We start from the raw sequence: 20,799 nt of genomic DNA on the forward strand, positions 1-20,799 counted from the left end.
ATTGACCTGCTCCAACGATAATTATGAAGATTTTCCGATTAATTCACCTTTTCTACCGCCAACACCAAGCGTAAAGGTCTCTAAAACGACTGGTCTCGGTGAGCCGCTTGGTTCTTTGCCGTTCAAGATCTTTTTTATAATGGAGGTGTATTTTAAGAATTCTTTTCCTGTAAACATCATCGTCCGCTCTCCCGTCTGCTGACAGAGCCCCCACAGGATTTTGAATGGCATATGTCTTAGGTAAATATTGAGCAAGGATAGGTGCGCAATTTCTCCTAGCGAGTCGCATTGTGAGATTTTTTCTATATTTATAGAGATTGCATCCTCTAGGGAGTTTAGGAAAGGCTTTGCAAAATGATCTATATAGGCGCCGTATATTTCCTTGACCTCTTGATTTTCTATAAGCTGTCTGCTGTTAGGTAAATCGATCAAATCAAATTTAAAGCCAATTTTTCTTTCAAGATTATCTCTAACAGGCGTGCCTGGATATATCATCATGATGTTGAAATAATGATCAAAGGATTCATGTTCAGTCATTCCAGAGTTCAGCAGAAAGCTCAGGTTTTCTATGATTTCTCTTTTTTGTTGGTCGTGATAGAACATGATAAAGTCGAGGCCGACGTCAATTCCATTGATCTGTAAGGCCCTAATTGCGTCTATATTGTCCTTTACTGTGACTCTCTTGTTCATATAGTCGAGTTGTGTTTGTGATCCAGACTCAATGCCCATTTCGACGAGTCTTAATCCTTGCGTAACTAATTTTGGCAATTCTGTGCGTAACTTAAGCAGGTATCCTACTGTAGACGAACTGCTCCATGTAACTTTGCCTTCGAACAGATTGTATAGTTTTTCAGAGAATTCCAATACTCTGTCTTTTCGCACAAAAAAATTAGCGTCCATCATGTATATGTGTTCAAAAGAGTATTGTTTGTGAGCTTCTGCAATCCAATTAACAAGAGTGGTCGCGTCAACAGCACGCCACTTTGGACCATTTTTATCTGCCGCAACGATAGCGCAGAATGAGCACGCTAAAGGGCAGCCCCGACTACTGGTGAGTGCTATTGATCTTCTTTTTTTACCATCTCTCCTGTCCGTGAAGTAAAGATTTTGTAAGCGCTCTGAACAGTAATCCAATAATGGATTTTCCCACTCGGTTGCAGGCAGTTGTATCTTCTGCTTAAAGGTTTCGTAGATTTCCCCAGTTGCGGAGATCCAAACTGCATTTGGTATGTCTTGTAAGTGGGTGTCTATAAATATCTGTTTTGGTGTAGGGGTTTTGTTAATGCTTTTTGTGGGAGATGGGGCTGGAGCTTTCATGCGCGATTTGTTGAATAAGTTTGTTAGTCTGGTTGTAGAGTGTTCTCCTTCCCCATAAAGTGCCAGTTCAAAGATTCCGTTTGATACACGTAAAAAATCTTTCGCTGCAAGGCTTATATGTGGGCCGCCGCAGAATAAAACTGTATCAGGTAGCGCGGCTTTAATTAATTGCCCCCAAGCGATCGCTGCTTGAACATGGCTGCTGTAAATGGATATCCCTACCAGGGCAGGTTGCCAGTCTATCAGGTCTTTTAATTCATGAGTGTCTGATGTATATAAGTCAGAATAATCAAATATTTTGCATTTTACATGTGCTGCATGTTTTTTTACGTAGGCTGATATGTTCTGTAGCCCCAAAGGCATTACTTTTTGCGGACCTTCACCGTATGGTAGCGAAACTAACGCTAGTCGAGTTGGATCATAAATGTCACTGCCAATGTTTAGCGAGTTCCAGCACACTTCGTTCATACGCACTCCTTGCCTCTTTGGCCTCAGACATATTGAAAAAAGCTGGATAGCGTTCTGTTAGCGCTAAGGAATCTTCATGGGAATCCAATGCTTCAATAAACTTTTTTTTGGGGATTTTCAGGAGGTGTGTGCCGTTGTGGAAAAAACAATATCCGAGTTCTGTTAAGCATAGAACACCTTCATTGATTGTAGCTCTCATGTGTTGGCAGCCTTGGATTTTAGAAGTGGGCATCGATAAACGATGCCCTGGTTATTTAATCAGAACTCTGGCGCTGTTTTTCCAGCAACCATATCATATGTTCCATCTGGAACAGGAGTCATAACCTCAACATCGGAGGCCAATTCATCTAATTGGTTTTCATCATAAATTATTTCGTCATTCATACCTTTCTCCTTCTGAAATGTGACAGCTAAGTCACAGGATAACTCCGGTTTGACATCGTTTAGGTTAGTGCTCGGCAAATATGCAAGTGTGCACAGCTGAGGGTCTAACCTCCTGAAACTGATTGATAGCTATCAGTGACCGTTTCATATAAGTATCGAATCAGATTGCAGTCAAATAAAAAACAAAATTTCAGAAATTTCCTAAGATAATTGTGATTTTGTAGGTTGAATCCTACTTGAAGGGAATTTTCCTACAAATAGGTAGTTGATATAGGTGTTTGGGTCTGTCGCTTTGGTGCGAATCGTAAGTTAACAGTGGCGACTGTATTTCTAGAGAACAGCACGTTAGATTGCTCTATGGATCATTTTGAAGGCGAAGTTAAGGTTTTTTCATTGCTATAGAGCGTCCGATAATAGGGACGCAGCGCGCTGGATGGGCCTGGACAACCCGCGTTCGGCGATGGTCTTCGGCGGCCTGGCCGGCACGGTGAGCGGTGTGACGGCGGGGTTGGCGGCGACGGATCGGCGGTTGGTGCCTTATGGCGCGTTGACGGCGACCTTTCACACCGGGCTTGGGTGCTTGTTGGGGCCTTCGTTGCTGTACTTCATTGTTCGCGGGATTGTCGGCTGATCCGTTAGATAATCGTTGAATGTAGCGCCGTCTTCGCGAGCAAGCCCGCTCCCACATTTGATTGCATTCCAATGTGGGAGCGGGCTTGCTCGCGAAGGGCGCGACTCGGTCTCAAGCCTGGCGATTGGCGTACATCCGGCATTCCGCCAATAACGCCAGCAGATTCGGATCACGCTCTTTGGCCTTCAGGAACACCACACCAATGTGCTGCTGCAACCGGTACTTCTCCTGCAGCGCAATCAGCTTCACCCGGTTCTCGTACACCGCCGCAATCCTGCCCGGCAGCAACGCATAACCAACCCCCGAGCTGACCATGCTCAGCAGGGTGAAGATGTCGTTGACCTGCATCGCCACCTTCGGCTCGAACCCCGCCTGCTCGAAAACCCGTTTACCGTCCTGATGCGTGGCGAAGCCCTGGGTCAGGGTGATGAAGGTTTCATCGCGGACCTCGGCCAAGTCGACTTCGCTGCGCTGGGCGAACCTGGAATCGGCGGGCGTGGCGAGGAAAATGTCGTCGGAGAACAGCGGGATCTGCTCGCAATCCGGATCGTTGACGGTGTCATCCAGGGACACCAGGATCGCGTCGACTTCCATGTTCTTGAGCTTGTACAGCAGGTCGATGTTGGAGCCCAGGATCAGGTCGATGTTGAGTTCGCTGCGGCGGATCTTCAGGCCCATGATCAGCTGCGGCACGGTCTTCACCGTCAGCGAATACAGCGAGCCCAATTTGAAACGCTCGGCGGAAAATCCGGCGGCTTCGCGGGTCAGGCGCACAGTTTCCACGACATCCTGGATCAGCTTGTGCGCCCGTTCTTCCAGGACGTAGGCGCTTTCCAGTGGCGTCAGGTTGCGCCCCTCGTGCTTGAACAACGGGCAGCGCAGGGCGCTTTCCAGGGAGTGGATCGCCCGATGTACGCTAACGTTACTGGTCTGCAATTCGGCGGCGGCACGGGCCAGGTTGCCAGTTCGCATGAAGGCCAGGAACACCTCGAGCTTTTTCAGGGTCAACTCTTCGTCGATCAGCATGGGGCGGACTCTTGTAGGAATGGCTCGATTGTATCTTTTGTAGGAGCTGCCGCAGGCTGCGATCTTTTGATCTTGCTTTTAAAGATCAAGATCAAAAGATCGCAGCCTGCGGCAGCTCCTACAGGAATCGTGTCGTTTGGAAATGTTGTGCATTTACTCTTCAGGCTTGGGGGTAAGCGATGTACCACGGGGAAAGATTGAACGCCTGGACGCATCTGTTCGGGGCGGTGGCGGCGTTTGTCGGTGGAGTGTGGCTGATCGTGGCCGCCAGCCTCGACGGCGATCCGTGGAAAATAGTCAGCATGGCGATCTACGCCTTTACCTTGCTGGTGTTGTACAGCGCATCGACCGTGTACCACAGCGTGCGCGGACGCAAGAAAGCGATCATGAAAAAGGTCGATCATTTTTCGATCTACCTGTTGATCGCCGGCAGCTACACGCCATTCTGCCTGGTGACCCTGCGCGGGCCGTGGGGCTGGACGTTGTTCGGGATCGTCTGGGGGCTGGCGCTGATCGGCATCCTGCAAGAGATCAAGCCCAGGTCGGAAGCGCGGATCCTGTCGATCGTGATCTACGCGGTGATGGGCTGGATCGTGCTGGTGGCGGTCAAACCCTTGCTGGCGGCGCTCGGCAGCGCCGGATTTGCGTGGCTGGCGTCGGGGGGGATTTTTTATACCGTGGGGATTATCTTCTTTGCCCTCGACCATCGCCTGCGCCATGCCCACGGGGTCTGGCATCTGTTCGTGATCGCCGGGAGTTTGCTGCACTTCGTGGCGATATTCTTTTACGTCTTGTAGGCGAAACTGCCTTGCAGGTTTCAGGGTCAGCAGAGGCGATCCAATTGCTCCTGGGCTTGGCGGCCGAACACCTGCAACAGGTCGTTCAACGTGTGGGGCGGGGGTTCGGCGGCGCGGGTGACTGCGTACAGGGTAATGGGCAACGGCGGCGCCAGAGGGCGAATCGTTGTGGTGTCGGGAGACGCACCAAGGGCGGTGAACGGATCGATCACCGCCACACCCGCGCCAGATTCCACCATCGCCCGTGCCAATGAGTAGGTCTGCACGGCGATGCGTACGCGAGGAGGTGGTTCGACGGCTTCCAAGTAGCTGTCGAGCCGTGCGGCCAGAGGATCGGCACTGGATAAACCGATCAGCGGCGCATTCGCCAGCGCCATAAGCGGTAACGGCCTGCCTGCCTCTTGCGGCGGCCAGTAACCAATCGGCGCCAGCGCCACCAGCACGCCGCACGCCAGGGCTTGGGCCTTGAGTCCCGGGTGATCCGGGCGTTGCAGGGTCAAGGCGACATCCACTTCGCGCATCAACAGGTTCTGGACCAGTTCGCGACTGTGGGCGCTGGACAACTCGCAGACGATGTCCGGGTAGCGTCCGGTCCATTCGTGAATGGCCGGCGGCAGCAACGACAGGGCCAGTGCCGGGGTCGCGCCGATGCGCAGGCTGTGCCCCGGCTCGCGACGCAGGCTCTGGGCCAGGCGTCGTACGCCTTGCAGGCTTTCACTGACCTTGTCCACTTCGCGCTCCAGCTCCAGCGCTTCCGGTGTCGCCTGCAACTTGCCGCGCACCCGCAGGAACAACGGGAAGCCCAATTGCTGCTCGGCGTGCTGCAACACCTTGCTCACCGCCGGTTGCGAGACGTGCAGCAGCTGTGCGGCGGCGCTGATCGAGCCGGTCTGGCGGATGGCCTGGAAAATTTCGATATGGCGAAGACGCATGGCAAGTCCATAACCTTTGTTTATGGGTTTGACATATTTATGCATTGTTCAACGTCTGTCACCTGGCTCTAACCTCGGCCTTGTCTTCACAACGGTTTTAAGGACGGACATGGCTCAGCGTGTGTGCATCATCGGCGGTGGCGTGATTGGCCTGGCTACGGCCTATGCGCTGGTGCGCGACGGCTTTGAGGTCACGGTGGTCGAGGCTCGGGACTCATTGGGCAGCGAAACCAGTTTCGCCAATGGCGGCCAGTTGTCTTATCGCTACGTCGCACCCCTGGCCGACGCCGGTGTGCCATTACAGGCCATCGGCTGGATGTTGCGCGGCGATTCACCGCTGAAGCTGCGCCCGCGCTTCGACCTGGCGCAATGGCGCTGGATGGCATCGTTCCTCGGCGCCTGCCGCCGTTCGGTCAACCGCGCGAACGCCGCCCATTTGCTGCGCCTGGCGCTCTTGAGCCAGGCCACCTTGAAGTCCTGGCGCGAGGACGATGGACTGGCGGGTTTCCAGTGGCGGCGCAATGGCAAGCTGGTGACGTTCCGCCAGAACAGCAGCTTCGAACATGCGCGCCAGGGGCTGGCCGACCCGCAACAACAGCAGGTGTTGTCGGCGGCCGAATGCGCGCAGCTGGAGCCGGCGCTGATGGATGCACCCTTCGTCGGGGCGATCTACACCCCGGACGAAGAGGTCGGCGATTGCCACGGTTTCTGCCAACAACTGGCCGCCCGGCTGCAAGCGTCCGGTCGTTGCGAGTTTCGTCTCGGGCAAGCAGTGACCGGGATTCGCCATGGCCACGGCAGCGTCAACGCCATCGAGTTGGGCGAACACCTGCTGCCGGTCGAGCAACTGGTGATCGCTGCCGGCCACCGCAGTCCGCTGTTGGCGCTGCCTGGGCTGCAACTGCCGCTGTACCCGCTAAAGGGCTACAGCTTGACCGTGCCCATCGGCGTCGGTCACCGGGTGCCCGACGTGAGCATCACCGACTACGACCGCAAGATCGTCTACGCCCGCATCGGCGAGCAATTGCGCGTGGCGGCGATGGTCGACATCGTCGGCTTCGACCCTGCGCTGGACCCCAAGCGCCTGGCACTGATCAAGCGTCAGGCCCAGGACACCTTTCCAAATGCCGGCGCTTATGACCAAGCCGTCGAGTGGGCCGGCATGCGCCCGGCCACCCCCAGCGGCGTACCGTTGCTGGGCGCGACGGCCTATCGCAACCTGTGGCTCAACCTCGGCCACGGTGCGTTGGGGTTCACCCTGGCGTGCGGCAGCGGGCGATTGCTCAGCGAGTTGATCGCCGAGCGTCCACCTTCCATCGACCTGCAGGGGTTCAATCACCGGGCCGCCTGAATAGCCATTTCTGAAGAGGACACTGCAATGAGCATTACCCGACTGCACAGCAACCCGCGCCTGTCAGGCGCCGTGACTTTTGGCGACCTGGTGTTTCTTTCCGGGCAAGTACCGGGCGATGCCCTGGATGCCAGCGGACAGACCCGGGAAGTACTGGGGAAAATCGACGCCTTGCTGGCCGAGGCTGGCAGCGACAAGGATCATCTGCTCAGCGCGACCATTTACCTGAAGAACATCACCGAGGATTTCGCCGCGATGAACGAGGAATGGTCGGCCTGGCTATCGCCGGGGCAGGCCCCGAGCCGCACCACCGTGCAGGCCGAGCTGGCTCGCCCGCACGTGCTCGTGGAAATCACCGTCATCGCTGCACGCGTCTGATCAACACCCACAACGGAGAATAACAATGCAAAAAATCACGTTGCTCGCTTGCAGCCTCGGCCTGTTGCTTGGCAGCCAGGTACAAGCCAATGAAACGCCGCTGACCGGCACCCTGGGCAAGATCGCCAGCACCAACAGCATTACCCTGGGTTATCGCGATGCGTCTGTGCCGTTTTCCTACGTGGGTGATCACAGCGGCAAGCCGATGGGTTACTCGGTGGATCTGGCGGGCAAGATCGTCGAGCGCATCCAGCAGCAACTGGCACGGCCTGACCTGAAGGTGAAGTACAACCTGGTCACCTCTCAGACCCGCATTCCATTGGTACAGAATGGCACCGTGGACCTGGAATGCGGTTCCACCGGCGTCACTGCCGAGCGGCAGAAGCAGGTGGCGTTCTCCTATGGCTTCATCTACGTCAAAGGCCAGTTGCTCACCGCCAAGGACAGCGGCATCAAGGGTTTCGCCGACCTGCGCGGCAAGAACGTAGTGACGACCGCCGGCACCACCAACGAGCGCTTCCTCAAAAGCTACAACGTCGATCACAAGATCGACATGTTCGTGATCAGCGCCAAGGACCACGGGGAAGCCTTCCAGATGCTGCAATCGGGGCGGGCCGCGGCGTTCTACATGGACGACGCGCTGCTCTATGGCGAGCGTGCCAAGGCCAATGACCCGCACAAGTGGGTGGTCGTCGGGGAGGAGCAATCGCGGGAGATCTACAGCTGCATGGTGCGCAAGGACGACCCGCAGTTCCTCGCCCTGGTCAACGGCGTGTTGGCGGATCTGTACAGCTCGGGCGAGATCAATGGCATCTACCAGCGCTGGTTCGAGCAGCCGATTCCGCCGAAGGGGTTGAACCTTGAGTTCCCGATGACCAGCGAACTCAAGGCGATCATTGCCAAGCCGGTGAGTGATCCGGTGCAATAAAATCAAAAGATCGCAGCCTTCGGCAGCTCCTACACGGGATTGCGCTCCAGCCTGTAGGAGCTGCCGCAGGCTGCGATCGTTTTAGAAATCCCCCCAGAGCTGCTGGGCAACCGCCAGTGCAACCACCGGCGCGGTCTCGGTGCGCAACACTCGCGGGCCGAGGCGGGCGGCATGGAAGCCGCTGGCCTTGGCCAGATCGACTTCGGCATCGGCCAAACCACCTTCCGGGCCGATCAGAAAGGCCAGGCTTGAAGGCTTGGCATGGCTGACCAATGGCTCGGCCACCGGGTGCAGCACCAGCTTCAGTTCAGCCTCAGTCTGTTTCAACCAGTCGGCCAACAGCACCGGCGGATGAATCACCGGCACCCGTGAGCGCCCGCATTGTTCGCAGGCACTGATCGCTACCTGGCGCCAGTGCAGCAGGCGTTTGTCGGCGCGTTCGTCCTTGAGTCGCACTTCGCAGCGCTCACTGAAAATCGGCGTGATCTGCGTGACCCCCAATTCGGTGGCTTTCTGGATCGCCCAGTCCATGCGCTCGCCACGGGACAAGCCCTGGCCGAGGTGGATCTGCAACGGCGATTCCACCTGGCCGGCAAACTCCTCATGGATCTGGACCACCACGCGTTTTTTGCCGACTTCAACGAGCGTAGCCCGAAACTCATGGCCGGAACCGTCGAACAGTTGCAACGCATCACCCTCGGCCATGCGCAGCACGCGCCCGATGTAATGGGCCTGGGCTTCGGGCAATTCGTGCTCGCCGGTGCTCAGGGGGGCGTCGATGAAGAAGCGGGACAGTCTCATGCTAAATCTCTGTAGTTGGATCGTTCCCACGCTCTGCGTGGGAATGCCTCATCGGACGCTCTGCGTCCGCTTTTGGGACGCGGAGCGTCCCGGGCTGTGTTCCCACGCAGAGCGTGGGAACGAGCAGGCGAACGCTAGCCCGGATCGCGGAAACCGGGGTGGAAGTCCTTCGGCACCGCCACGCTGACGCTTTCGCGGGTGGCAATGTCGATGCCCTCACTGGCGACCTCGGCGAGGAAGTCGATTTGCTCCGGGGTGATCACGTACGGCGGCAGGAAATACACCACACTGCCCAACGGCCGCAGCAAGGCACCGCGCTCCAGTGCATGCTGGAACACCTTCAGGCCGCGGCGTTCCTGCCAGGGGTAGGCCTCTTTGCTGGCTTTGTCCTTGACCATCTCGATGGCCAGCACCATGCCAGTCTGGCGCACTTCGCTGACGTTCGGGTGGTCGACCAGATGTGCAGTGGAGGAGGCCATGCGCTGCGCCAGGGCCTTGTTGTTCTCGATGACCTTGTCTTCTTCGAAGATATCCAGCGTTGCCAGGGCCGCCGCGCACGCCAAAGGGTTGCCCGTGTAGCTGTGGGAATGCAGGAAGGCGCGCAGGGTCGGGTAATCGTCGTAGAAGGCGCTGTAGACGTCATCGGTGGTCAGGCACGCCGCCAGCGGCAGGTAGCCGCCGGTCAGGGCCTTGGACAGGCAGAGGAAGTCCGGCCGGATACCCGCCTGTTCACAGGCGAACATCGTCCCGGTGCGGCCGAAGCCGACGGCGATTTCGTCATGGATCAGGTGCACGCCATAGCGGTCGCAGGCTTCACGCAGCAGCTTGAGGTACACCGGGTGGTACATGCGCATGCCGCCGGCGCCCTGGATCAGCGGCTCGACGATCACCGCGGCGACGCTGTCATGGTTCTCGGCCAGGGTCTGTTCCATGGCGGCGAACATGTTGCGCGAGTGCTCTTCCCAGCTCATGCCTTCGGGGCGCAGGTAGCAATCGGGGCTTGGCACCTTGATGGTGTCGAGCAGCAACGCCTTGTAGGTTTCGGTGAACAGCGGCACGTCGCCCACCGACATCGCCGCCATCGTTTCGCCGTGGTAGCTGTTGGTCAGGGTAACAAAGCGCTTCTTGTTCGGCAGGCCGCGGTTAAGCCAATAGTGAAAACTCATTTTCAGCGCGACTTCGATGCAGGACGACCCATTATCGGCGTAGAAACACCGGGTCAGGCCCTCCGGCGTCATCTTCACCAGGCGCTCGGACAACTCGATCACCGGCTGATGGCTGAACCCGGCGAGGATCACGTGTTCCAGTTGATCAACCTGATCCTTGATGCGCTGGTTGATGCGCGGGTTGGCATGGCCAAACACGTTCACCCACCAGGAGCTCACCGCGTCGAGGTAGCGCTTGCCTTCGAAATCCTCCAGCCACACGCCTTCACCGCGCTTGATCGGGATCAGCGGCAGTTGTTCGTGATCTTTCATCTGGGTGCAGGGATGCCACAACACCGCGAGATCGCGTTGCATCCACTGATTGTTCAGGCCCATGTTCAGTCTCCTCGAGGCGGTCCGTGTCGTGCGCGGACATACAATCGCGCAAGCCTATGCAATGCGTGCCTCGGGAACAACCCATTGTGTTGTTTGAGCTACTTTGTATAGGACGGTAGACGTTGCTGGCGGGCGTCTGACGGCTGACGTATCCTTCGCGGTTCTGGAGCCGCCTGGCTCGCAAAAACCGCTATTTTTCCTGTATTTCCGGAGTTCGCTGAATGTCTGTCGGTTGGCTGCGCGCCTGTGCGCTGGTGATGTTGGGGCTGTTCAGCGTGTCTGCGCTGGCCAAGGATAAAACCGCGATCGTGATCGGCGGCGGGGTCTCGGGCCTCACGGCTGCTTATGAGCTGCAGAACAAAGGCTGGCAGGTCACGCTGCTGGAAGCCAAGCCAGGCCTGGGCGGCCGTTCCGGCATGGCCACCAGCGAGTGGATCGGCAACGACAAGACCCAGCCGGTCCTGAACAAGTACGTCTCGACGTTCAAGCTGAGCACCACGCCAGCACCTGAATTCGTGCGCACCCCGGGCTACCTGATCGACGGTGTCTATTACACCGCGGCCGACCTGGCCACCAAGGATCCAACCACTGCCGAAGCGCTCAAGCGCTACGAAAAGACGGTGGACGACCTGGCGCGCTCGATCGAAGACCCGCAGAACCCGTCAGCCAACAACACGCTGCACGCCCTGGACCAGATCAACGTGTCCAACTGGCTCGATCGCCTGAGCCTGCCGGCCACTGCCCGTCAGTTGGTGAACCAGCAGATTCGCACCCGTTATGACGAGCCTTCGCGTATCTCGCTGCTGTACTTCGCACAGCAGAGTCGCGTTTATCGTGGCGTTTCCGACCGTGACCTGCGCGCGTCGCGCCTGGTCGGTGGCAGCCCGGTGTTGGCCCAGGCCTTCGTCAAAGAACTGAAAACCATCAAGACCAGCTCCCCGGTCTCGGCCATCACCCAGGACAAGGACGGCGTCACCGTCAAGGTCGGCAGCGTGGGCTATCAGGCTGACTACGTCGTAGTGGCCGTGCCTTTGCGCGCCCTGAACAAGATCCAGATGACCCCGGCACTGGACGCCCAGCACCAGGCTGCGATCAAGGGCACCAACTACGGTTGGCGCGACCAGATCATGCTGAAGTTCAAGACGCCAGTGTGGGAAAGCAAGGCGCGCATGTCCGGTGAGATCTACAGCAACACCGGCCTGGGCATGTTGTGGGTCGAGCCGGCGCTGAAGGGTGGCGCCAACGTGGTGATCAACCTGTCCGGCGACAACTCGCGGGTCATGCAGGCGTTCGGCGACAAGCAGATGGTCGATCAGGTACTGATCCGCCTGCACGCGTTTTACCCACAGGCACGCGGTTCGTTTACCGGTTATGAAATCCGTCGCTACAGCACCGACCCTTCGATGGGCGGCGCTTACCTGGCCTTCGGCCCTGGTCAGATCAGCAAGTTCTGGCGCCTGTGGGAGCGTCCGGTTCAGCGTGTAGCCTTTGCTGGCGAACACACTGACACCCTGTACCCGGGCACCCTGGAAGGCGCGTTGCGCACCGGTCAGCGTGCGGCCAGCCAGGTTGAAGACCTGGCGGCGGGCAAGTCGTTTGACCCGGCGAAAGCCGCTCCAGTAGCCGCTGCAGCTGCAGCCGGCGCGGTGGCAGCGAAGAAGGGCAACTTCTTCAGCAACCTGTTCGGCGGCTCGGATGACGAGAAGAAGCCAGAACCGGTCAAGGCACCTGAGCCAGTCGCACCGGCCCCTGCACCAGCCCCGGCACCGGCGCCTGCACCTGCTCCGGTCGAAGCACCGAAGCCTGTGGCACCGGTGAAAGCCGAGCCTGCGAAGAAAGCACCGGCAAAAGCGCCAGTGAAGAAGACCGAGGCGAAGAAAACGTCGGCCAAGGCACCGGCGAAAAAGGCCGAACCGACCAAGAAGCCAGCGGTGACCACGGTTACCAAGGCCCAGTAACGTTCAGGCGTAAAAAAAACGCGGCTCACGGGCCGCGTTTTTTTTTGCCAGATCTCGGCGTTGTCTCCCGTCCTACATGCGCCAGCGATATCAGAGACTTCCCACAAGCGAATCAGAAGGGGGTGATGGGTAGAGCTTGATCTTGGGCCCATGCTCTTCAAAAACTGGAGAGCATATGAAAGAACTGACAGTAATCATCATATTGATAACCCTTTTGGGTTGTGCAAATGCGGAGATATTTCATGAGGGATATCGCCGCGGATACGGGCATGAGCTGGCCTATAAATGCGATATGGATCCGTACAATCCTGACTGTCTGCAGCCCCCTTCCGTGTACCACAATTAGGAAGTGCGATATCGCCCCGCTAAGTCTACGTAGCGTTCAAGCACAAACAAGCGCGGTTCCAGGCTGCGTTTTTTTACGCTTGAAAAAATGAGGCAAGAAGTCGAATAAACCTTTTGATACAGGTGTTCTCTGCTTTGTATTCACTTTTTTTCACAATTTCGACTTTAATCTTTCCTTAACCCGCGTGATTTAGGCTTTTGATCGCATTTCTCGATATTTCAAAGCGAAATTTTCCGCTTTAATCCGATAGATAAATCGATAGTCTTGGGCCAGCACTTACAGGGATCTGGGCAATGCAGCTACGAAATTCAACTTCCCGCTACGGCTGGGTCAGCATTTTCATTCACTGGAGTGTGGCGCTGGCGGTTTTTAGCCTGTTCGCGTTGGGGCTGTGGATGGTCGGGCTCGACTACTACAGCACCTGGCGCAAAGACGCGCCGGACCTGCACAAGAGCATCGGCCTGGTGTTGCTGGGTGTGATGGTGTTGCGGGTGGTGTGGCGTTTCATCAGTCCGCCGCCGCCGACCCTGTCGAGCTACAGCCGGATGACGCGCCTGGGCGCCAAGTTCGGCCATGGCTTTCTGTATCTCAGTCTGTTCGCTGTGATGATTGCCGGTTACCTGATTTCCACCGCAGAAGGTGTCGGTATCCCGGTGTTTGGCTTGTTTGAAGTGCCTGCGCTGGTGTCCGGGCTACCGGACCAGGCAGACACCGCCGGTGTGATTCACCTCTGGCTGGCGTGGGTGCTGGTAATTTTTTCCGGCCTCCATGCGTTGGCAGCATTGAAACACCACTTTATCGACCGTGATGTGACCCTCAAGCGAATGCTGGGTCGCAAAGCCTGAAGTTCAACCTCGACTCCAAAGGAAAACAAAGTATGTTGAAAAAGACTCTGGCCGCTCTGGCAATCAGTTCCGCCCTGTTGTCCGCCGGTAGCGTCATGGCCGCTGACTACGTGGTCGACAAGGAAGGCCAGCACGCCTTCGTTGACTTCAAGATCAGCCACCTGGGCTACAGCTTCATCACCGGTACTTTCAAGGACATCGACGGCAAGTTCAGCTTTGACGCCGCCAAGCCTGAAGACAGCAAGATCGAGTTCAACGTAAACACCGCCAGCGTGTTCACCAACAACGCTGAGCGCGACAAGCACATCTCCAGCAAAGACTTCCTGAACGGAAGCAAAGCCACCTTTGTTTCCACCAGCGTCAAGCCAACCGGCAAAAACGCCGCTGGCAAGGACACTGCCGATGTGGCTGGCGACCTGACTATCCTTGGCGTGACCAAGCCAATCGTGGTCAAGGCTACCTTCCTGGGTGAAGGCAAGGATCCGTGGGGCGGCTACCGTGCAGGCTTCGAGGGTACCTTCAGCCTCAAGCGTTCCGATTTCGGCAAGCAGAAAGACCTGGGCCCATCGTCCGATGCTGTTGAAATGTACGTGACCTTTGAAGGTGTCAAAGCGAAGTAATGCTGAGACTGTAGGAGCCGGCTTGCTGGCGATGGCGTCTTTTGAGACACAGCAGAAACCGAGTCGCCCCAATCGCCAGCAAGCCGGCTCCTACAGGTACTACGCATAAAAAATGCCCCAGACCTTTCGGTATGGGGCATTTTTCATTTCAGCGATGACTCAGCGATTGCGGGTCAGCAATGCCGGTTTTTCGCCACGAGGACGGCTTGGCAGTTGATCCAGTTGCTCAGGTGTCGGGAAGCGATCGGCCTTCGACTCCTTGTGCATGATCTTCGGCGCCGGACCACGCGGGTTCTGCACGGCCGGTTCCGAACGCGGTTGATCGTCACGGGCCGGACGGCGGTTACGGGAGTCTTCGCGACGGGCCTGGCCATCACGTGGAGCGCCGCTGCGTGGACCGCTGCGCTTGGCTGGCGGGGTGCCGGTGCTGGCGCCATCGCTGTTGCGCGGACCGTTCTGGCGACCGCCCTGCGGCTTGCCGCCACGTGGAGCGCCTGCGGCTGTGCCTTGAGCCGGAGCACCCGGACGACGGCCGCGGCCTTGGGCCGGTTTCTGCTGCGGAACGTAGTCGACGCGGTTACCGAAGTTATCGATATCGTCGTCCAGGAACTCGTCCGGCGCACGATCAGCTGCGGCACGCGGCGGCTGGCTTGGCTGACGCTGTTCGCGGGCCGGGGTGCCTTCACGGGGCTTCTGCTGACGGGCTGGACGCTCACCGCGCTCACCCGCCGGTTTTTCCTTGCCCTTGTCCTTGCCTTTGTCCTTGCGACCGCTACCACCACCGCCGCCATTCGGACCATCGCCGCGCGGGCCACGTGGATTGCGCGGGTTGCGCATGTCCGGACGCTCGCGAGCTTCGGGTTTCTCGGCTTCCACGGCGCTGGCATCGAAGCCCATCAGGTCGCCGTCGGCGATTTTCTGCTTGGTCATGCGTTCGATGCTTTTCAGCAGTTTTTCTTCGTCCGGGGCCACCAGCGAGATCGCCTCGCCCGAGCGACCGGCACGGCCAGTACGGCCGATGCGGTGCACGTAGTCTTCATCGACGTTCGGCAGTTCGAAGTTGACCACGTGTGGCAACTGGTCGATGTCCAGGCCGCGAGCGGCGATGTCGGTGGCAACCAGGATGCGCACGGTACCGGCCTTGAAGTCGGCCAGGGCTTTGGTACGCGCGTTCTGGCTCTTGTTGCCGTGGATCGCGACGGCGCTCAGGCCGTGTTTGTCCAGGTACTCGGCCAGGCGGTTGGCGCCGTGCTTGGTGCGGGTGAACACCAGGACCTGTTCCCAGGCGCCGGCGGTGATCAGGTGCGCCAACAGCGAGCGTTTGTGGCTGGCCGGCAGGCGGAATACGCGCTGTTCGATGCGCTCGACCGTGGTGTTCGGCGGCGTGACTTCGATGCGTTCCGGGTTGTGCAGCAGCTTGCCGGCGAGGTCGGTGATGTCCTTGGAGAACGTCGCCGAGAACAGCAGGTTCTGACGTTTGGCCGGCAATCGGGCGAGGACTTTCTTCACGTCATGGACAAAGCCCATGTCGAGCATGCGGTCGGCTTCGTCCAGCACGAGGATTTCCACGTGGGACAGGTCGACACTGCCTTGGCCGGCCAGGTCGAGCAGGCGGCCAGGGCAGGCCACCAGCACGTCTACGCCACGGGACATGGCCTGAACCTGCGGGTTCATGCCGACGCCACCGAAAATGCAGGCGCTGACGAACTTCAGGTCACGGGCATAGACCTTGAAGCTTTCGTGCACTTGCGCCGCGAGTTCGCGAGTAGGGGTCAGGACCAGTACGCGCGGTTGGCGCGGGCCGTGACGCTGGGATTTGTCCGGGTGACCGTTGGGGAACAACCGCTCCAGGATCGGAAGGGCGAAGCCGCCGGTTTTACCAGTACCTGTCTGTGCCGCGACCATCAGGTCGCGACCTTGCAACACGGCGGGAATGGCCCGCTGTTGCACCGGAGTAGGCTCGGTATAGCCCGCTGCCTCGATGGCGCGGACTAAAGCCTCGGAGAGACCGAGGGAAGCAAAGGACATGAGTAATCCTGTTTTAAGTTAGGGCTTGGCCCAATGGGAGTCTTGCCTGGCGCGAATGGCGTTTATGAGGAACGCAATCCCGTCCGGTCCTGCTTCGGTCACGAAGGCTCGTCTGGAGCGCTCGCGCGGGCTGAAAAGCTGCGCTGTAGCGGGTTCGAGATGCCTTGAACGGTTCCGAGCGTCCGGGCGTGAGCCTGGCGGGAAGGCCGGAGTATAACAGAGCAATCACTGCGCGCCGCTTTCCTGCTGCTCAACGGTTTTTTCCGTGTTGGCCGTGGTCCGCCCGACGTTGATCGTAGCGGCCGGCGCGGCGCCATATCGGGCGCTGAGCTCGGCGTACGCGGGTTCGCGCTTGAAACGTTTGAGCTCGGCGCCGAAACGTTGCACCAGCAAGTCCATGCCGGCATTGCGGCGCACCGCCAGAAACTGGCTCTGTTGACTGATGACCGTGGGGTTTTCGGTAATTATGTTGCGGATATTCAGTTCGTCGAGCAAGTGCTGGCCCACCCTGCGGTCGGTGATCAGCAGGTCGATCCGCCCACGCACCAGTTTGCCGAAGTTCGCTTCGTGGCTCGGTGCCGGTTCCCGGGTGAACAGGGTCGAGTCCCTGAAATCCTGGCTGTACAGGTAGCCAGGAGAGATGCCGATGGTCAGGCCGCGCAGTTCGTCGAGGGTGCGAAACGGATGGGGCCTGGCGTTGGCGTAGAACATCACGAACTGGACATCGGAGAGCGGTTCGCTGGGGTAGAGCAGGGTCGCATCGCGTTCATCGCTATGGAAAATGTCCAGCGCGCCATCGGCCTGACCTGTTTCCAGCATCGACAGGCAGCGTTTCCATGGCAGGAATTGCCATTCCACTTCGATGCCCAGGCGCTTGAAGACGATGGCGGTGGTTTCGTAGTCCAGCCCCAGGGCCTTGCCGTTTTCCTCGTACACGTAAGGTGCCCAGGGTTCGGTGACAATGCGCAGCTTCTCGCCCCTAGCGGCAAAGCTAAGGCAAGTGAAAACAAGCAGGGCGACGAACTGCGTGATCAAAGGCATGGGCTTGAGATTACGACGAGAAACGCGAAAGAGCCAGAAACTGGCAGCAGATGCTCTAACTCCGAGTGTTACATCACAGTAAACGTGCGTTGAATGCAAAAGATCGCAGCCTTCGGCAGCTCCTACATTGGAATGTGTATTCCCTGTAGGCGCTGCCGCAGGCTGCGATCTTTTGATCTTGCTGTGTTTAACGCGGCAACTTCAGGTTGTTCCACACCGCCAGGCTCGCTTCAGCCTGGTTCAGTGTGTAGAAGTGCAGCCCTGGCGCGCCGCCCTGCAGCAGGCGTTCGCACATCTCGGTAATGACTTGCTCGCCGAAGCGTTGAATGCTTTGGGTATCGTCACCGTAGGCTTCCAGTTGCTTGCGGATCCAGCGCGGGATTTCCGCACCGCAGGCATCGGAGAAGCGTGCCAGCTTGCTGTAGTTGGTGATCGGCATGATCCCCGGCACGATCGGGATGTTCACACCCTTGGCCCGCACGCGCTCGACGAAGTAGAAGTAGCTGTCGGCGTTGAAGAAATACTGGGTGATCGCACTGTCGGCGCCAGCGTTGGCCTTGCGCACGAAGTTGTTGAGGTCGTCTTCGAAATTGCGTGCCTGTGGATGCATCTCCGGGTAGGCGGCAACTTCGATGTGGAAATGATCGCCGGTTTCTTCCCGGATGAATTCGACCAGGTCGTTGGCGTGGCGCATTTCACCGCTGGCCATGCCCATGCCCGAAGGCAGGTCACCGCGCAAAGCGACGATGCGCTGTATGCCGGCGGCCTTGTACTGGCTCAGCAGGCCGCGCAGGTCGGCCTTGCTGTCGCCGACGCACGACAGGTGCGGTGCGGCCGGGACTTTGACTTCGCTTTCGAGCTGCAACACGGTGTTGAGCGTGCGATCACGGGTCGACCCACCCGCACCGTAGGTGCAGGAGAAGAAATCGGGGTTGTACGTGGCCAGCTGACGGGCAGTGGCAAGCAGCTTTTCATGCCCAGCATCGGTCTTGGTAGGGAAGAACTCGAAGCTGTAGCGACGATCTTGGGACATGCTCATATCCTTTAAAACGCTTAAGCCTGTGGGGCCGGTTTGTCCGCAATCGCCAGCAAGCCGGCTCCTAAAGGGTTTGCGTCGTACACGTTACTCACGTACGACCGCTCCCCTGTAGGAGCCGGCTTGCTGGCGATGCAGGCAACGCGGTGTATCAGAACACCGCTATTGCCGGTCAAATCAGTAGCGGTAAGCGTGCGGCTTGAACGGGCCTTCGACCGTCACGCCGATGTAGTCGGCCTGGGTCTTGGTCAGTTTTGTCACGACACCGCCGAAACCGCGGACCATTTCCAGGGCCACTTCTTCGTCGAGTTTCTTCGGCAGTACTTCAACGGTCAGGCGCTCGGCTTTCTGGGCTGGCGACAGGTCGGCGTATTTCTGGCCGAACAGGAAGATCTGCGCCAGTACCTGGTTAGCGAACGAACCGTCCATGATGCGGCTCGGGTGGCCAGTGGCGTTGCCCAGGTTAACCAGGCGGCCTTCAGCCAGCAGGATCAGGTAGTCGTCGTTCTGCGGATCGAAGCTGCCAGCGCCGGTACGGTGGATCTTGTGAACCTGCGGCTTCACTTCTTCCCATGCCCAGTTCTTGCGCATGAAAGCGGTATCGATTTCGTTGTCGAAGTGGCCGATGTTGCAGACAACAGCGCGCTTCTTCAGGGCCTTGAGCATGTTCGCATCGCAAACATTGACGTTACCGGTGGTGGTCACGATCAGGTCGATCTTGCCCAGCAGCGCTTTGTCGATGCTTTCTTCGGTGCCGGTGTTGATACCGTCGATGAACGGCGAAACCAGTTCGAAACCGTCCATGCAGGCTTGCATGGCGCAGATCGGGTCGACTTCGGAAACCTTGACGATCATGCCTTCCTGACGCAGGGACTGGGCCGAGCCCTTGCCCACGTCACCGTAGCCGATGACCAGCGCTTGCTTGCCGGACAGCAGGTGGTCGGTACCGCGCTTGATCGCATCGTTCAGGCTGTGACGGCAGCCGTACTTGTTGTCGTTCTTGCTCTTGGTCACCGAGTCATTGACGTTGATGGCCGGGATTTTCAGCTCGCCCTTGGCCAGCATGTCCAGCAGGCGGTGCACGCCGGTGGTGGTCTCTTCGGTCACGCCGTGAACGCGGTCCAGCACCTGCGGGTACTTCTTGTGCAGCAGTTCGGTCAGGTCGCCGCCGTCGTCGAGGATCATGTTGGCGTCCCATGGCTGGCCATCCTTGAGGATGGTTTGCTCCAGGCACCACTCGTACTCTTGCTCGGTTTCACCTTTCCAGGCGAAAACCGGAATGCCGGCAGCGGCGATGGACGCAGCAGCCTGGTCTTGAGTCGAGAAAATGTTGCAGGACGACCAGCGTACTTCGGCACCCAGGGCAACCAGGGTTTCGATCAGCACGGCGGTCTGAATGGTCATGTGGATGCAGCCGAGGATCTTCGCGCCCTTGAGCGGTTGTTCTTCGGAGTACTTGCGGCGCAGGCCCATCAGGGCTGGCATTTCCGATTCGGCGATGATGGTTTCGCGACGACCCCAGGCAGCCAGGGACATGTCGGCGACTTTGTAATCGTTAAAATCTGCAGGCGTGATAACAGCGCTCATGAAGAGTCTCCATTCGTAATGTATGCGAATGGGCGCCGTTGTGCGTTTAGTGTCTGGCCGTTGATGGCCAAGCAACGCCCCATCCGAGCCTGACAGGTCTAGCCTGCTGCAGCGCCCCTCGGACAGGTGGCGGGAAAACGGTAGCAAATGAAGATTACCGTTTTGAAACGGGGGCGATTATAGCGGGCTATGCTGATCTTCCAAAGGGTTTCTGTCGGTCAATGTGCGAACGGTAATAGTGGCTATAGAAGATCCCGAATAGAGCTCTGGCCCGGGGTCTGCCAAGATACCGTCCATCATTCGGCAAGACGCTCAGGAGTGCATATGAATTTCCACACCCGCAAATGGGTCAAGCCCGAAGACCTCAACCCCAATGGGACGCTGTTCGGCGGCAGCCTGCTGCGTTGGCTCGACGAAGAAGCGGCGATCTATGCCATCGTCCAGCTGGGCAATCAACGCGTGGTCACCAAATACATTTCCGAGATCAACTTCGTCAGCGCCTCGCGCCAGGGCGACATCATCGAGCTGGGTATCACTGCCACCGAATTTGGTCGCACCTCGATCACCCTCACGTGCGAAGTGCGTAACAAGATCACCCGCAAGAGCATCCTGACGGTGGAGAAGATTGTTTTCGTCAATTTGGGCGAAGACGGATTGCCTGCGCCACACGAGCGGACCGAGATCAAGTACGTCAAGGACCAGTTCAAGGATGAAGGCGCCGTCGAATAATTTGTGGATGACGAACGGAATCTGAACCGCGCGGGTCGTAACTACATCGCACGCC

General features: G+C 58.2%; 18 protein-coding genes, 1 pseudogene and 1 riboswitch. Of the genes and pseudogenes, 9 read left to right on the forward strand and 10 right to left on the reverse strand.

All coding sequences use genetic code 11. The features are described 5' to 3' along the window. Window positions 1-21: 21 nt before the first annotated feature. Window positions 22-1,785, reverse strand: a complete 1,764-nt coding sequence (locus CGA21_RS02465; protein WP_188263455.1) for a B12-binding domain-containing radical SAM protein — start codon at window positions 1,783-1,785, stop codon at window positions 22-24. A gap of 258 nt (window positions 1,786-2,043) precedes the next feature. Next, window positions 2,044-2,169 carry a hypothetical protein gene (locus tag CGA21_RS30110; RefSeq protein WP_262927123.1) on the reverse strand — a complete coding sequence of 42 codons (126 nt, stop codon included), beginning with the start codon at window positions 2,167-2,169 and terminating at the stop codon, window positions 2,044-2,046. A 421-nt stretch (window positions 2,170-2,590) separates the two neighbouring features. Here CGA21_RS30110 and CGA21_RS02470 point away from each other — a divergent pair. Beyond that, a pseudogene (locus CGA21_RS02470) lies at window positions 2,591-2,800 on the forward strand (malonate transporter subunit MadM); the annotation flags it as partial. Between the two features lie 111 nt (window positions 2,801-2,911). Here the strand turns inward: CGA21_RS02470 and CGA21_RS02475 are convergent. Further along, entirely contained in the window at window positions 2,912-3,826 is a 915-nt protein-coding gene (locus CGA21_RS02475; RefSeq protein ID WP_110750323.1) for a LysR substrate-binding domain-containing protein, read from the reverse strand. Window positions 3,827-4,005: 179 nt separating this feature from the next. Between CGA21_RS02475 and trhA the strand changes: the two genes are divergently transcribed. After that, complete coding sequence (gene trhA, locus CGA21_RS02480) at window positions 4,006-4,623, forward strand: PAQR family membrane homeostasis protein TrhA (RefSeq protein ID WP_020797403.1); 618 nt, start codon at window positions 4,006-4,008, stop codon at window positions 4,621-4,623. 26 nt (window positions 4,624-4,649) lie between these two features. On the opposite strand, the gene CGA21_RS02485 is transcribed toward trhA, so the two are convergent. Continuing rightward, entirely contained in the window at window positions 4,650-5,555 is a 906-nt protein-coding gene (locus CGA21_RS02485; RefSeq protein WP_020797405.1) for a LysR family transcriptional regulator, read from the reverse strand. Between the two features lie 109 nt (window positions 5,556-5,664). Here CGA21_RS02485 and CGA21_RS02490 point away from each other — a divergent pair, with 109 nt between their 5' ends. From CGA21_RS02490 to CGA21_RS02500, 3 genes are read left to right on the forward strand one after another with little or no spacing between them, the layout of a single operon-like run. Further along, window positions 5,665-6,906, forward strand: a complete 1,242-nt coding sequence (locus CGA21_RS02490) for a D-amino acid dehydrogenase (RefSeq protein WP_188263456.1) — start codon at window positions 5,665-5,667, stop codon at window positions 6,904-6,906. 27 nt (window positions 6,907-6,933) lie between these two features. After that, window positions 6,934-7,284 (forward strand): RidA family protein, encoded by a 351-nt coding sequence (locus CGA21_RS02495; protein ID WP_188263457.1) that lies wholly within the window; start codon window positions 6,934-6,936, stop codon window positions 7,282-7,284. A 25-nt stretch (window positions 7,285-7,309) separates the two neighbouring features. Beyond that, window positions 7,310-8,212, forward strand: a complete 903-nt coding sequence (locus tag CGA21_RS02500; protein ID WP_110750329.1) for a transporter substrate-binding domain-containing protein — start codon at window positions 7,310-7,312, stop codon at window positions 8,210-8,212. 81 nt (window positions 8,213-8,293) lie between these two features. Here the strand turns inward: CGA21_RS02500 and CGA21_RS02505 are convergent, their stop codons facing one another. Together CGA21_RS02505 and CGA21_RS02510 are read right to left on the reverse strand one after the other, a co-directional pair. After that, window positions 8,294-9,013 carry a 16S rRNA (uracil(1498)-N(3))-methyltransferase gene (locus CGA21_RS02505; RefSeq protein WP_188263458.1) on the reverse strand — a complete coding sequence of 240 codons (720 nt, stop codon included), beginning with the start codon at window positions 9,011-9,013 and terminating at the stop codon, window positions 8,294-8,296. 134 nt (window positions 9,014-9,147) lie between these two features. After that, complete coding sequence (locus tag CGA21_RS02510) at window positions 9,148-10,554, reverse strand: adenosylmethionine--8-amino-7-oxononanoate transaminase (RefSeq protein WP_188263459.1); 1,407 nt, start codon at window positions 10,552-10,554, stop codon at window positions 9,148-9,150. Between the two features lie 221 nt (window positions 10,555-10,775). Here CGA21_RS02510 and CGA21_RS02515 point away from each other — a divergent pair, with 221 nt between their 5' ends. From CGA21_RS02515 to CGA21_RS02525, 3 genes are all read left to right on the forward strand, one after another. Continuing rightward, window positions 10,776-12,512, forward strand: coding sequence for a flavin monoamine oxidase family protein (locus CGA21_RS02515; protein ID WP_110750335.1), 1,737 nt, complete (start codon window positions 10,776-10,778; stop codon window positions 12,510-12,512). 639 nt (window positions 12,513-13,151) lie between these two features. Further along, on the forward strand, window positions 13,152-13,703 hold the full coding sequence (locus tag CGA21_RS02520) for a cytochrome b (RefSeq protein ID WP_110750337.1): 552 nt from the start codon (window positions 13,152-13,154) through the stop codon (window positions 13,701-13,703). Window positions 13,704-13,735: 32 nt separating this feature from the next. Further along, entirely contained in the window at window positions 13,736-14,323 is a 588-nt protein-coding gene (locus tag CGA21_RS02525; RefSeq protein WP_008057034.1) for a YceI family protein, read from the forward strand. A gap of 159 nt (window positions 14,324-14,482) precedes the next feature. On the opposite strand, the gene CGA21_RS02530 is transcribed toward CGA21_RS02525, so the two are convergent. The 4 genes from CGA21_RS02530 to ahcY all read right to left on the reverse strand — a co-directional run bounded on the left by CGA21_RS02530 (window position 14,483) and on the right by ahcY (window position 20,015). Next, a complete protein-coding gene (locus CGA21_RS02530) occupies window positions 14,483-16,351 on the reverse strand; it encodes a DEAD/DEAH box helicase (protein WP_188263460.1) in 1,869 nt (622 codons plus the stop codon). Window positions 16,352-16,576: 225 nt separating this feature from the next. Next, window positions 16,577-17,392 carry a substrate-binding periplasmic protein gene (locus CGA21_RS02535; protein WP_110750341.1) on the reverse strand — a complete coding sequence of 272 codons (816 nt, stop codon included), beginning with the start codon at window positions 17,390-17,392 and terminating at the stop codon, window positions 16,577-16,579. Between the two features lie 187 nt (window positions 17,393-17,579). Beyond that, on the reverse strand, window positions 17,580-18,425 hold the full coding sequence (metF, locus tag CGA21_RS02540) for a methylenetetrahydrofolate reductase [NAD(P)H] (RefSeq protein WP_020797416.1): 846 nt from the start codon (window positions 18,423-18,425) through the stop codon (window positions 17,580-17,582). A 180-nt stretch (window positions 18,426-18,605) separates the two neighbouring features. Further along, window positions 18,606-20,015 carry an adenosylhomocysteinase gene (gene ahcY / locus CGA21_RS02545; RefSeq protein ID WP_188263461.1) on the reverse strand — a complete coding sequence of 470 codons (1,410 nt, stop codon included), beginning with the start codon at window positions 20,013-20,015 and terminating at the stop codon, window positions 18,606-18,608. 23 nt (window positions 20,016-20,038) lie between these two features. Beyond that, a riboswitch (S-adenosyl-L-homocysteine riboswitch) is annotated at window positions 20,039-20,141 on the reverse strand. 198 nt (window positions 20,142-20,339) lie between these two features. Between ahcY and CGA21_RS02550 the strand changes: the two genes are divergently transcribed. Continuing rightward, the gene (locus tag CGA21_RS02550) at window positions 20,340-20,744 is read left to right on the forward strand and encodes an acyl-CoA thioesterase (protein WP_188263462.1); all 405 of its coding nucleotides are present in this window, start codon (window positions 20,340-20,342) and stop codon (window positions 20,742-20,744) included. Window positions 20,745-20,799 lie beyond the last annotated feature (55 nt).

Source organism: Pseudomonas sp. PSB11 (genome assembly GCF_014596605.1).
Lineage (GTDB): Bacteria > Pseudomonadota > Gammaproteobacteria > Pseudomonadales > Pseudomonadaceae > Aquipseudomonas > Aquipseudomonas umsongensis.

Excerpts from the sequence above, each read along its gene's own strand:
- CGA21_RS02465 (WP_188263455.1), bottom strand. The coding sequence starts at position 1,785 with ATGAACGAAGTGTGCTGGAACTCGCTAAACATTGGCAGTGACATTTAT.
- CGA21_RS30110 (WP_262927123.1), bottom strand. The coding sequence starts at position 2,169 with ATGAATGACGAAATAATTTATGATGAAAACCAATTAGATGAATTGGCC.
- CGA21_RS02475 (WP_110750323.1), bottom strand. The coding sequence starts at position 3,826 with ATGCTGATCGACGAAGAGTTGACCCTGAAAAAGCTCGAGGTGTTCCTG.
- trhA (WP_020797403.1), top strand. The coding sequence starts at position 4,006 with ATGTACCACGGGGAAAGATTGAACGCCTGGACGCATCTGTTCGGGGCG.
- CGA21_RS02485 (WP_020797405.1), bottom strand. The coding sequence starts at position 5,555 with ATGCGTCTTCGCCATATCGAAATTTTCCAGGCCATCCGCCAGACCGGC.
- CGA21_RS02490 (WP_188263456.1), top strand. The coding sequence starts at position 5,665 with ATGGCTCAGCGTGTGTGCATCATCGGCGGTGGCGTGATTGGCCTGGCT.
- CGA21_RS02495 (WP_188263457.1), top strand. The coding sequence starts at position 6,934 with ATGAGCATTACCCGACTGCACAGCAACCCGCGCCTGTCAGGCGCCGTG.
- CGA21_RS02500 (WP_110750329.1), top strand. The coding sequence starts at position 7,310 with ATGCAAAAAATCACGTTGCTCGCTTGCAGCCTCGGCCTGTTGCTTGGC.
- CGA21_RS02505 (WP_188263458.1), bottom strand. The coding sequence starts at position 9,013 with ATGAGACTGTCCCGCTTCTTCATCGACGCCCCCCTGAGCACCGGCGAG.
- CGA21_RS02510 (WP_188263459.1), bottom strand. The coding sequence starts at position 10,554 with ATGGGCCTGAACAATCAGTGGATGCAACGCGATCTCGCGGTGTTGTGG.
- CGA21_RS02515 (WP_110750335.1), top strand. The coding sequence starts at position 10,776 with ATGTCTGTCGGTTGGCTGCGCGCCTGTGCGCTGGTGATGTTGGGGCTG.
- CGA21_RS02520 (WP_110750337.1), top strand. The coding sequence starts at position 13,152 with ATGCAGCTACGAAATTCAACTTCCCGCTACGGCTGGGTCAGCATTTTC.
- CGA21_RS02525 (WP_008057034.1), top strand. The coding sequence starts at position 13,736 with ATGTTGAAAAAGACTCTGGCCGCTCTGGCAATCAGTTCCGCCCTGTTG.
- CGA21_RS02530 (WP_188263460.1), bottom strand. The coding sequence starts at position 16,351 with ATGTCCTTTGCTTCCCTCGGTCTCTCCGAGGCTTTAGTCCGCGCCATC.
- CGA21_RS02535 (WP_110750341.1), bottom strand. The coding sequence starts at position 17,392 with ATGCCTTTGATCACGCAGTTCGTCGCCCTGCTTGTTTTCACTTGCCTT.
- metF (WP_020797416.1), bottom strand. The coding sequence starts at position 18,425 with ATGTCCCAAGATCGTCGCTACAGCTTCGAGTTCTTCCCTACCAAGACC.
- ahcY (WP_188263461.1), bottom strand. The coding sequence starts at position 20,015 with ATGAGCGCTGTTATCACGCCTGCAGATTTTAACGATTACAAAGTCGCC.
- CGA21_RS02550 (WP_188263462.1), top strand. The coding sequence starts at position 20,340 with ATGAATTTCCACACCCGCAAATGGGTCAAGCCCGAAGACCTCAACCCC.